The organism is Pelomicrobium sp., from assembly GCF_036803785.1.
GTDB lineage: Bacteria > Pseudomonadota > Gammaproteobacteria > Burkholderiales > UBA6910 > Pelomicrobium.
Map to the genome: position 1 here is coordinate 19,016 of NZ_DAIRTR010000025.1, position 10,824 is coordinate 29,839.

The window sequence follows — 10,824 nt, forward strand, 5'->3', positions numbered from 1 at the left end:
GGGAATTAAACGCCGCGCCCCGGCCAGGCGTTGACCTGCCCGCGGTGCAAGGCTTCATTGCTCGGGAGCATGCTGCGCCATGTCGGGAAGCCTGGCAACGCTTGGTCCCGCCGGATGAGCACGCCCCCGCCGCTAAGCCCATGCTCTGCCCCACCATGCCAGGGTGGCGCCCGCGCAGGCCAGGGAAAGCAGGGTCACGGGCACGCCGACCCGGGCATGGCGCCGCCAGTCGATCACGATGCCGTGGCGCGCGGCGGCCTCCACCACGATGATGTTGGCGATGCTGCCCACGATGAGCAGGTTGCCTGCCAGGGTGCTCGCGAGCGCGAGGAGCGTCCCGGCCATGGGATGGGAGGCAAGCGGCAACAGCAGCATCACCGCGGGCACGTTGGAGACGAGATTGCTGAGGACGAAGGTGGTGAAGAAAAGGGGCATGGGAGATCGCAGGTCGATTCCTTCCCGGGCGAGCGCCGCCACCAGCTCGGCCGGAAGCCCGGTCTTCTCCAGGGCATGGTTCACCACGAAGAGCCCTACGAACAGCACCAGCAATTGCCAGTCCACCAGCCCCAGCATGTGGCGGGAATGAAGCCTGCGGCTCATGAGGAGCAGCCCTGCACCACCCAGGGCAAGAAGCTCCCGGGGCCACGGGGTGAAAAGAAATGCGGCGAACAGGAAGGCCGCCACCGAAAGCCCCTTGACCGCCTGCCAGCGGTTGAAGGTCGTGTACGCTTCCACCCGCCGCTCGTTGGAGTACGCCCCAGGCACCGCCCGTTCCCATCGCCTGCGGGTGGCAAGGACGATCACCGCCCAGGTGATCACCAGCCCCGCCACGACCGGAAGGGCCGCTTCCCGCAGGTAGCCAGGAAAGGAGAGCTCCAATCGCTCGCCGATCAGCATGTTCTGGGGATTGCCGATCAAGGTGGCAGCCGAGCCGATGTTGGCGCTGCATGCGAGCGCAAGCAGATAGGGAACGGGATCCAGACGCCGCTCGCGGCATGCGTCGATTAACACCGGCGCCACTGCCAGGCAGACGATGTCGTTGCTGAACACAGCAGAAAGCGCCGCCACCACCACGATCAGCAGCGCAAGCAGCGCTGGGGGCGAAAGGGGTAGCGCGGTCAGGCGCTGGGTGACGAAGGTATAGAAGCCCCCAAGCCGAAGCTGGGCGGAAATGACCATGAAGGCAAAGAGTAGGATCAGGGTGGGGACGTGCACTGCTGCCCACGCCTCTTCCAGACTGACCGCCTCCATGGCAATCAAGGCAATCGCCCCGAGCAGGGCGATCCCGGTACGGTCGAGCTGCAGGAAGGGCAGCCCGCCCAGGATCATGCCCAGATACACGAAAACGAAGACGGCGAGGATGGCGGTGCTCACGCGCGCTCCGCGGGACGGAGCCGCGATTTATACCCGATCCCGCCCGGGTTGGCGAGGGCCGTTTCGCTCCTCAAGGACGGTCGTGCCGGCGGTCGGGAGCCTCGAACCAGGCTTCGTATCTCTCTAGCGCCCGCAGCACGTGCTGCAGGCCCGTCCGTCGCTTGGCGAACAAACCCTTGCCCGCCAGGGCGTCAATGCCCCGCATGAGCTCCGCCAGCACTGCCTTCCACGCAGCGTCCGCCCCTAGCGCCAGGCGGCTATGCAACATGACCCGGGCCACCTCGTTCTCGAGCTGCGTGGCCAACACCTCGTAACAGGTCGCTACCCTGTCGTCCCCGTCCCGAGCAAGCTCTTGCTCGACCAGGGTCCGCATTCGCGCCATGGCCTCCGCTAAGATGGAGTCGGCGGGCCATTTGCCACCGCCCTGCGCCTCGGGCATTGCCCCTGGCGCATCGGCCGCTTCCAGGCCGCCGGAGCGATCTTCCTGGCGCTCGGAAAGGACCATCAAGGGAACGTCACGGACTTGCATGGGGTTTGGCTGAAGGAGGCGAAAGCCCAAGCACGCGACCACGCCCTTGGGTTCCCCCCCTTCGTCGAAGGTCCTTTTCTTCTTCACAAAACATTAGACAACGCGCATAGCGGTCGCGTTGCGATACGTCTGGGAGTACCATGGGCCGACCAAGCTCGTTTCCCTCGCCCCGCCAGCGCGCACCTGTCAGGCTCGTGGTGCACCCTGGGCCCTCTGGCCGGGCAGAGCCCGGGCGATGAACCGGGCGCAAGGCAGCGGGGCGATCCCCGGCATCTGCTTGCGCGCCTTCAAGCGGCCTCAGCCAGCCTCTTCCCGGACAAAGCCACCTCGCCCTCCAGCACCACCGCTACCGCGTGTACCACGGCGCCGATGCGCACTGCCGCCTGCACCTGCTCGGGGGTGAGCCCCGCTGCCCGCACCACTTTCTCATGGGCAGCGAGGCACGCACCGCAGCCATTCACCGCAGAGACCGCCAGGCACCACAGCTCGAAGGTTTCCCGGGCGATCCCATGGGTGGCAATGGCGTTCATGCGCAGCTTCGCCGGCAGGCTCCCGTATTCGGGATTTTCCACCAAGTGCAGGAACCGGTAGTACACGTTGTTCATGCCCATGAGGGCGGCCGCGGCCTTGGCCGCGGCAAGCTCCCGCTCGCTCAGCCGGGGAGCGAACTCGGCGACCACCGCCTCAATCACCCCGGACTCCCGCGAAGCGAGGGCGGTCGCGATGAAGGCGCCGGCCTTCTGGACCTCGGTGAGTACCGTCTCAGTCGCCAGCGTGCCGAGATTCAGCTTGAGATCCTTGGCATAATCCGGCAGCCGGTCTTTCAGGGCCTGGAATGTCATAGAAGACTCCTTTCTTCGATGGAGGGGTCCGGGCGCTTCAAGCGGCCTTGAGCACCGGGTCGCCTTTCTTCCAGTTGCACGGGCACAGCTCGTCGGTCTGGAGGGCGTCCAGGGTACGCAGCACCTCGTCCACGTTGCGGCCCACGTTCAGGTCATGGACCGAAGCGAAGCGAATCACGCCTTGCGGATCGATGATGAAGGTGGCCCGCAAGGCCACGCCCTCCTTCTGGTCCAGCACACCGAAGGCCTGGGAGATCTCCCGCTTCACATCCGCCAGCATGGGAAACGGCAGCTCCCTGAGATCCGGGTGGGACTTGCGCCACGCGAGATGGACGTACTCGCTGTCGATGGACACACCGTAGATCACCGCATCCCGATCGTTGAATTCGCCGGCCAGCTTGCCGAAGGCGGCGATCTCGGTGGGGCACACGAAAGTGAAGTCCTTGGGCCAGAAGAAAATGACTTTCCACTTGCCCTCGTCCGACCGGTCGGTCACCCGGGTAAAGGCTTTGTCGTCCTCGATGGACACCACGGCCTTAACCTCAAACGGGGGAATGCGGTCGCCAATCGTCAACATGTCATGACCTCCTTGAGCGTTTGCCGGTTGAACACGGCGCGCAGTGTGCCCCATCTTGCATGATCGATCCAATGATAAAATTCGTTTACAGTGATCGGCTATATCGATATGGAAAGCGTCCTCCATGCCTGCACTCCCTACCCTGCGCCAGCTGAGCTACCTGGTGGAGCTGGCCGACCGGCTCAATTTCCGCGAAGCGGCACAGGCCCAGCACGTCACTCAGTCCACCCTGTCCGCCGGCATCAAGGAGCTCGAGAGCGTGCTGGGAGTGCAGCTGGTCGAGCGGGATAAGCGCCACGTGCGGCTCACCGCCGCGGGCGAGGAGGTGGTGGCGCGAGCCCGGGAGCTGCTCGCTGCCGCCCAGGACCTGGCGGACATTGCCCGCCGGGCCGGAGAGCCCTTGGGCGGCCCCCTGCGGCTCGGGGTCATTCCCACCATCGCCCCCTTTCTCCTGCCCAGCCTGCTGCCGCCCCTGCGCCAGGCCTACCCGTCCCTCAAGCTCTACCTGCGGGAGGACCTCACCGAGCGGCTGCTGGAACAGGTGCAAGGGGGAAAGTTGGACTTCGCCCTGATCGCCCTCCCCTACGACACCGGCGACATGTGGGTGCGGGCGTTGTTCGTGGATGAGTTCTGGTTCGTCGCCCGGGAGGACGATCCCCTCGCCCGGGCGGAAGCGGTGGCGGTGAAGGCCATCGACCCCGACGCCGTCCTGCTGCTGGAAGAAGGCCACTGCCTGCGGGAGCACGCCATCGAAGCCTGCGGCGCCCGAGGTGCCCGCTCGGGCTCCCGGGTGGAGGCCACCAGCCTGCATACCCTCATCCAGATGGTAGAAGGCGGGCTGGGCGTCACCCTGCTTCCCGAGATGACCCTCAAGGCAGGCATCCTCAAGGGCACGCGGCTCACCGCCCGGCCCTTTGCCGCTCAGGCACCTTTCCGCACGGTGGCCCTGGCAGCTCGCCGCACCACCCCGCGGCGCCGCGATTTCGAGCTGCTCGCTGATTTCATCGCCGCCCAGGCACGCGCGAGCGCCCGGGCCGGCATTCCCGCCCATCGGCGTGCCCAGCCCAGGACCCGCTGAGCAGAGGATCGATCAGGCGAGAGGCCGCTCGCCGTTTCCTGCGCCATCCCACGGTGGTCCTGCATCACCGCCGGCGATGCCACTGGCATCGAGCACGTCCTGCACGTAGCGGTACACCCCTGGTTCGTGGGACGCCCGGGGTCCCGCCACGTTGAGTACCCTCACCCGGTGCCGGCGCAGGAAATCGGCGAGAAGCGATAGCGCGTCCACGCCGGGATGCAGGTGCAGGCAAGGTTTTCCCAGCCGCTCGGCCAGCTCCCGGGTGAGTCTGGAGCCGCCGGAGAGAACGGGAGCGAGGGAGAGAATCACCGTGGCGTCGGCATCGCGCACGTTCCACTCGGTGCGCTGGGCGTAATCGGCCGAAGGCGTCTCCATGAGGGGATAGCGGGCGTCGATGGGGCCGTCCTCGGCTCGCCGCCCCTTCGGGCACCAGCCGCCGCAGGGCACGCCATGGGCCAGAGCCCAGTCCAGAGCCGCCCGGTCGGCTCCCGTCTGCCCGCCGGAGACGATTTTTTCCACCCTCGAGGCGGCACCCGCTCTTCCCATCACAGCGGCATGGGCTTGCGGTCCACGAGGCGCAGCCAGCCGCGGATGATGCGGTAGAGCACCCACAGCCCCGTGATCAGCAGGATGCCCAAGGCCAGAGGGATTCCCACCAGGGTCGCCCAGACGAGCAGCGCCACCAGCACCCACAGCAGCGCGAACCAGAAGGTGCGGATCTGCCAGCGGAAGTGGGATTCCAGATAAGAGCCCCGCACGTCGGGGCGCTTCACGTAGTTGATGATCACCGCGACGATGGAAGGCCAACCGGTCAGAAAGGCGGTGACCACGAAGGCAGCGCCCACCAGTCCGGTCAAGGCACTGAAAGCGTGCAGGGCATAGATGAGGTGGGTCAGGCGCACCAGGCTGTCGCTCGGCGCCAAGGGGCCCGTGCGGGCCTCGATCTCGGTCATGGTCCCTTCCCTTTGGAGAGCCGCAGCAGCATTTTACTTCCTCGCGACGCGCATCCAGGCCGCCACCGCCAGTCCAGCGAGGAAGCCGCCGATGTGGGCACCGTGGGCCACTGGCCCGGCGGGCGTCAGGATCAGGGGGAGCAGGTTATCCACCACCAGGTAAAGTCCGAGCACGATACGCGCCGGGATCATGACCGTTCCCACGTAAAAGGGGAAGAGCAGCAGCAACACCCGCACGAAATGGCCCGGAAACAGGAGGAAATAAAAACCGAGCACCCCCGAGATAGCGCCCGAGGCCCCCACCAAAGGCAGCGGGGGACCGAGCGCAACGAAGACATGGGTCAGGGTTGCGGCAACCCCTGTGATCAGATACCAGAACAGGAACGGAACCGCCCCCAGGCGATGCTCCACGTTGTCGCCATAGATCCACAGGAACAACATGTTGCCCGCCAAATGAAGGAAGCCTCCGTGGAGAAACATGGAGGTGAATAGGGTGAGCAGGCTCGCACGATCCGAGCGGAAACCGTACTCGAATACCAGGAGATCGTAGGCGGTGGTCTGACGCACGACAGCCTCCAGGGAGGCGCCAGCCGGTAGCACCCTCGCCATCAGGTCAAGATACTCGGGCAGGCGCGGGTCGCGCAGGGAGACCGGCGTGGCGGACAGAGGCAGAGTAATCAGGAGGAACACGGCCACGTTGGCCGCGATGAGCAGGACCGTCATCCACGGCACGCCCCGGGGATTGGGGTAATCTCCGACGGGAATGAACACAGCGATACCGTTCTTTCTTTTTAGGTAAACCCGGGGCGCCCGGCAGGCGGCATAATTTTGAAAGTTTAACCCAAACCTCTGGAACGCCGCCTCTACCCCTCCCCGCCGACGGCGGCTGAACTGACACGGCGGCTCATGGTCTGGAAAGCAAAAGGCAGGCGCCCAAGCCGAGCCGTGTCCTAAAATTCCCTCGAAGCGTTCATCAATCGCGTCATGTCCAATTCCGTGATTGAACGGGCCCTCGCCGAAGGCAAAGCTGTCGAGGTGAGCGCCGGAGAGCTCGGCTACCTGCGGGTTTACGACGACCTAAAGGGGATACCCCGCGGAACCGTGGTGTTTGACGGAAACGTGGTGGTGTATGGCTATCCCCATATCGGCCGGGTCACGGCCTTAGCCCGTGGTCTGGGTGAGCAGTTCCAAGCGCCTTTCTGGGTCGAGGAAAAAATCGACGGCTACAACGTGCGCATCGTGCGCGTGGGAGAGCGCGTCCTCGCCCTGACCCGGGGCGGCTTCGTGTGCCCGTTTACCACCGACCGCCTGCCAGACCTGATGAGCCTCGCCGTGTTCGAGGATTGCCCCGAGCTGGTGGTATGCGCCGAGGTGGCCGGCCCGGAAAACCCCTACAACGAGGCAAGCCCACCGTTCGTGGCTGAGGACGTGCGCTTGTTCGTATTCGACTTGATGCGGGTCGGCTCGCCTGGGTTCATCCCGTACGGAGAAAAGCAGGCGCTCCTCGAGCGCTATGGGCTGCCGGCGGTGGAATGCTTCGGGCGCTACACCGCTGACGATCTGGAAGCAATCGGCGCGATCCTGGTGCGCTTGAGCGAAGAAGGACGCGAAGGCGTGGTGTTCAAAGAGGACTCGCCCCGGGATCACCGCGCCAAGTACACCACCGCCGCCGCCTGCATCCAGGACCTGCGCGTCGGCGCCCAGGTGCTGCTCGATCTGCCGCCGGAGTACTTCGTGAACCGATTGCTACAGCTCGCCGTATTCGTCGAAGAGCACGGGCTGGAGGAAGCGCGGCTCCTGGGCGAAGCGGTCGGCGCAGCATTGCTCGAAGGGCTCCAGGACGCCATCCGCCTACAGCGCAGCGAGCAGAAGGTGCTGCGCCGCTACCGCTGCCGCCTGCGCAGCGCCGAGGCCGCCGAACGCCTGATCGAGCATCTCGCCCGGGAAACGGGCCACCAGGTCCAGGTGCTCGCGCGGGACCTGCGCCGAGAACAGGGCTACTGGGTGCTGGAGTTCGACCGGGTCTATCCGAGCACCAGCGGCACCCTGAACAGCCTGCTAGGCGGCAGGCTGTCCTTCGATTAAGGCGTCCAAAATGCTTCGCAGGTTCTGGGGCAGCACCAGCTTCACGCCCACTTTGTCGGCCCACGTCCGCAGGCCCTCGTCCGCCGACACCAGCCTGGCATCCAGTTCGTAGGCAAGCAGCAGGCAGTCCGCGTCCTCGCGGCTGTCGATGATGCCCCGGCGCAGCGCCTCCCGGTAGCGCTCCCGCAGCCGCGCGATCATGAGACCCGCGTCCTCGGCAGTCAGCGCCTCGCGACCACGCCGCGTGTACTCCTCAGCGATACGCAGACCTCGGTCGATGCGATGCCGCACCTCGTCGATGAACTCGTAGAGCACGTTGGCCGGGATCTGCAGCTCGTGCTTGCGCGGGCTGCGAATGCGCACCGCAAGCTCGAATTGGGGTGCGATCGCATCGACCGCGCGCACGTGCCGCAGCTCTTCGTACACGGACACCGGCATGTAGAACTCGGCGCCGGTCCGACGCGCCAGGGCGAGAAACAATCGAACCGCCTCTTCTGGTTCCGGCGAGAACTGGGAGTAGCTCTCCGGGTTGGTGAAGACGCTGGTATCGAGTACAAAGCGTTCCATGGCGCAGGGGAACCAGGCTCCACACCCTCGGGCAGGACGCCTCACACCCGGCCCAACGCCCCGCGCCTCCGGGGGTCTTGCCATACCGGACAAGCACACGCCCTATTACGTCGGCACATGGGGGGCGGATTAGTCTAGGGCCACGGGCTTACCTGCAGCATGCGTCGCGTAGCCTCTTCCCAAAAGCAGGTCCAGGCCGATGCCCTTCTTCCGCGGCGTAGTCCGGAAGACCACCCCGAACCCGAAGGACCGCGAAAGGGCTACGCCGCCGCCTTCAGTTCGCCGTGCTCGATGCGGGTGCCCAAGACTTTCAGGAACTCGGCGAGCCAGGTCGGGTGGGCAGGCCATGCTGGGGCAGTCACTAAGCTCCCGTCGACGCAAACGCCATCGATCTTGGTATCGACCCAGGTTCCGCCGGCGCTCACCACTTCGGGCTTTACCGCCGGATAGGCGGTAAGCTTTCTTCCTTTCACCACATCGGCGGCAGTCAGGATCTGGATGCCGTGGCAGATGGCGGCGATGGGCTTGCCCGCTTGGGCGAAATGCTGCACCGCCTTGATCACGCTCGCGTCCAGCCGCAGGTATTCCGGCGCCCGCCCTCCTGCAAGCAACAGGGCATCGTAGTTTTCCGGCTTGACTTCGCTCCAAGTAGCGTTCAGCGCGAAGTTGTGGCCCCGCTTCTCGCTGTAGGTCTGCTGGCCTTCGAAGTCATGGATCGCGGTGGCGATGGTCTCGCCGGATCTCTTGCCGGGGCAGGCCGCGTGAACCTCATGGCCCACCATCTTGAGGGCCTGGAACGGTACCATGACCTCGTAATCCTCGCCAAAGTCGCCCACAATCATGAGAATCTTCTTTCCTGCCATGGGAAGTCTCCTTTCTGGTCGGTTCTGGTGAACTCACAAAAAAGGCTTGATCCGAGCCGGCGAAGCGCCTGCAGCAGCGGTTTTCCAATTAGAGCCCGGGTAGGGGCTGGGGTTCAAGCCCGGATGCCCTGCCAAGGCGGTCCCGGCCGGACTATATTGAAAACATCCCTAGCCCGTGAGGAGGACTTCCCATGGCCATCGCTGCGACAGTAGAGAAGTACTTGAAAGAGCAGCATGTTCCCTACGACGTGCTGCCCCACATGCGGACCGGGTCCAGCATCCGTTCCGCCACCGCCGCCCACGTTTCCCCCCACCGGGTTGCTAAGGCGGTCCTGCTGGAAGACGAGCAAGGCTACGTCATGGCGGTACTGCCTGCCGACCGGCACGTGCACCTGGGAACTCTGCGGCGGGAGCTGGGACGCCGACTCGGGCTTGCCACGGAGCAGGAAATCGCGAACCTGTTCCGCGATTGCGACGTGGGGGCCATCCCGCCTCTGGGGGAGGCTTACGGCCTCACCGTAGTGGTGGACGATGAGCTGATGGGCGAATCGGACATCTATTTCGAAGCGGGCGACCACGAAGAGCTGATCCACGTGCGGCGGGAGGATTTCCTGCGGCTCCTGCCTCACGCCCGCTATGCCCGTTTCTCCACCTCGGCGTACTAGCCGCTGTCTCGCCGCCCATCCAAGCCGCCCCTGCCCGGGCGCTTGCGCCCGGGCAGGGAGCGCTTGCGCTTGTCCATCTGGTCGGGACGGCGAAAACTGGACGGACCACGCAAGGAAACCTCTGATGAAAGCAGCAAGAGGCCTGTCGTTCGTTTCGGCATACGGTCTGGCCTTCCTCCTGGCCGGCTGTGCCACCGTACAAACCCTGCGTACCGATCTCGGCCTGGGAGGAAACCCCGAGCTCCGTGCTGTGCCCCTGGCGGAGCGCCAGCCAGCGGCAGGGCCGCCGTCGCTGCGACCGGGCGATGTCTACGTGTTCCGCTTCGGAGCCGGTGTACAGCAAAACGAAACGGTCACGGAGGTGCGAGGTGATCGAGTGACTTGGCGTCTACCCACGGGCGCCTCTTGGACCACGGTGAGCGCTACCATGTTCAACACCGCCGAGTGGCACGGCACCGCTGCTTACGGCTCAGGTCAGCAGGTCTTCACGGACAGCCAGGGGAGCCTCTTTCCTTTGCGGGTAGGCAATGTGGTGCGCTATACGGCGAAGGGAGAAAGTTCTCGAGAGCCTGGGGGCTGGCGCGTGCACTGGACTTGCACCGTGCCGTCCGAAGAGCGCATCACCGTGGCCGCAGGCACGTTCGACACCTACCGGGTGATGTGCTACCGGGCAGGGCAGTTGCGCACTTACTACTATGCCCCCAGCATCGATCTGTACGTGCTTCGAATCACGATGGGCAAAGACCCGGGGCGCAAGGAACTAGTGTCCTTCCGGCGAGCGGCAGGCTAAACGACCTCTGCCATTCAGCGCCCGGAAGGTCCGTCATGGCGGTCGCCCCAGCCCGTGCCTCTGGAGGGCCACCCCGGCGGAGAGGGCCACCTGTCCCGGGCCGCCGCTCGCCATGCCTTGTCCCACTGGATGGCCCTCCTGGTAGAGCTGGGCAGTCAAGGGTCCCCCTGTCACGTTCAGGGGGAGGACGACGGCGCGCCCCCTGAAGCGGTACTGGGCGGGTACCGTTCCCGCGATCCGCAAAGGGGAGACGGTTCCGTCCGCCGTCACCACCTCGCCAGTGCCGCTGAAGGCCGCGGCAGTGGCCCCCTCGAGCCGGAGTTCAAACTCGGCCGCCCACCCAGGAAGCACGGGAACGAGGAAGATCGACACAAGGGCGGTCAAGCGGGAAGTCATAGCAAAAATGTCATCCAGTGCGAGAGGCAAAAACACCCCCGAGCGGGATCCGTCCCGCCCGGAGCAACGGATTTTTACGGCCTCGGATGGAAATCGGCTTAAGAC

Annotated in this window: 14 protein-coding genes; 4 read left to right on the forward strand and 10 right to left on the reverse strand. The window is 65.3% G+C overall.

Going from position 1 to position 10,824, the window contains the following annotated elements; genetic code table 11:
- Positions 1–132: 132 nt before the first annotated feature.
- The 4 genes from V7Q81_RS04730 to V7Q81_RS04745 all read right to left on the reverse strand — a co-directional run bounded on the left by V7Q81_RS04730 (position 133) and on the right by V7Q81_RS04745 (position 3,322).
- Entirely contained in the window at positions 133–1,374 is a 1,242-nt protein-coding gene (locus V7Q81_RS04730; RefSeq protein WP_333840775.1) for an anion transporter, read from the reverse strand.
- Between the two features lie 70 nt (positions 1,375–1,444).
- Positions 1,445–1,903, reverse strand: a complete 459-nt coding sequence (locus V7Q81_RS04735; protein WP_333840776.1) for a hypothetical protein — start codon at positions 1,901–1,903, stop codon at positions 1,445–1,447.
- A gap of 287 nt (positions 1,904–2,190) precedes the next feature.
- Complete coding sequence (locus tag V7Q81_RS04740) at positions 2,191–2,745, reverse strand: carboxymuconolactone decarboxylase family protein (protein ID WP_333840777.1); 555 nt, start codon at positions 2,743–2,745, stop codon at positions 2,191–2,193.
- A gap of 37 nt (positions 2,746–2,782) precedes the next feature.
- Positions 2,783–3,322, reverse strand: coding sequence for a peroxiredoxin (locus V7Q81_RS04745; RefSeq protein WP_333840778.1), 540 nt, complete (start codon positions 3,320–3,322; stop codon positions 2,783–2,785).
- A 124-nt stretch (positions 3,323–3,446) separates the two neighbouring features.
- Here V7Q81_RS04745 and V7Q81_RS04750 point away from each other — a divergent pair, with 124 nt between their 5' ends.
- A complete protein-coding gene (locus V7Q81_RS04750; RefSeq protein ID WP_333840779.1) occupies positions 3,447–4,400 on the forward strand; it encodes a hydrogen peroxide-inducible genes activator in 954 nt (317 codons plus the stop codon).
- A gap of 12 nt (positions 4,401–4,412) precedes the next feature.
- Here V7Q81_RS04750 and V7Q81_RS04755 read toward each other — a convergent pair whose 3' ends face one another.
- From V7Q81_RS04755 to V7Q81_RS04765, 3 genes are read right to left on the reverse strand one after another with little or no spacing between them, the layout of a single operon-like run.
- The gene (locus tag V7Q81_RS04755) at positions 4,413–4,919 is read right to left on the reverse strand and encodes a putative molybdenum carrier protein (protein ID WP_333840780.1); all 507 of its coding nucleotides are present in this window, start codon (positions 4,917–4,919) and stop codon (positions 4,413–4,415) included.
- 26 nt (positions 4,920–4,945) lie between these two features.
- Positions 4,946–5,353, reverse strand: a complete 408-nt coding sequence (locus V7Q81_RS04760) for a DUF4870 family protein (protein WP_333840781.1) — start codon at positions 5,351–5,353, stop codon at positions 4,946–4,948.
- Positions 5,354–5,386: 33 nt separating this feature from the next.
- Positions 5,387–6,124 carry a rhomboid family intramembrane serine protease gene (locus tag V7Q81_RS04765; protein ID WP_333840782.1) on the reverse strand — a complete coding sequence of 246 codons (738 nt, stop codon included), beginning with the start codon at positions 6,122–6,124 and terminating at the stop codon, positions 5,387–5,389.
- Between the two features lie 213 nt (positions 6,125–6,337).
- Here V7Q81_RS04765 and V7Q81_RS04770 point away from each other — a divergent pair, with 213 nt between their 5' ends.
- Positions 6,338–7,438 carry an RNA ligase gene (locus V7Q81_RS04770; RefSeq protein WP_333840783.1) on the forward strand — a complete coding sequence of 367 codons (1,101 nt, stop codon included), beginning with the start codon at positions 6,338–6,340 and terminating at the stop codon, positions 7,436–7,438.
- Here the strand turns inward: V7Q81_RS04770 and V7Q81_RS04775 are convergent.
- Together V7Q81_RS04775 and V7Q81_RS04780 are read right to left on the reverse strand one after the other, a co-directional pair.
- Positions 7,412–8,005 carry an RNA ligase partner protein gene (locus V7Q81_RS04775; RefSeq protein ID WP_333840784.1) on the reverse strand — a complete coding sequence of 198 codons (594 nt, stop codon included), beginning with the start codon at positions 8,003–8,005 and terminating at the stop codon, positions 7,412–7,414. The genes V7Q81_RS04770 and V7Q81_RS04775 overlap by 27 nt on opposite strands.
- 260 nt (positions 8,006–8,265) lie before the next feature.
- Entirely contained in the window at positions 8,266–8,868 is a 603-nt protein-coding gene (locus tag V7Q81_RS04780; protein ID WP_333840785.1) for a DJ-1/PfpI family protein, read from the reverse strand.
- Positions 8,869–9,059: 191 nt separating this feature from the next.
- On the opposite strand from V7Q81_RS04780, the gene V7Q81_RS04785 reads away from it, so the two are divergent.
- Together V7Q81_RS04785 and V7Q81_RS04790 are read left to right on the forward strand one after the other, a co-directional pair.
- Positions 9,060–9,533 (forward strand): aminoacyl-tRNA deacylase, encoded by a 474-nt coding sequence (locus V7Q81_RS04785; RefSeq protein ID WP_333840786.1) that lies wholly within the window; start codon positions 9,060–9,062, stop codon positions 9,531–9,533.
- A gap of 124 nt (positions 9,534–9,657) precedes the next feature.
- Positions 9,658–10,323: a hypothetical protein gene (locus tag V7Q81_RS04790; RefSeq protein WP_333840787.1), complete on the forward strand. Its 666-nt coding sequence runs from the start codon at positions 9,658–9,660 to the stop codon at positions 10,321–10,323.
- Between the two features lie 33 nt (positions 10,324–10,356).
- Here V7Q81_RS04790 and V7Q81_RS04795 read toward each other — a convergent pair.
- A partial coding sequence (locus tag V7Q81_RS04795; RefSeq protein ID WP_333840788.1) for a hypothetical protein occupies positions 10,357–10,824 on the reverse strand: 468 nt, incomplete at its 5' end.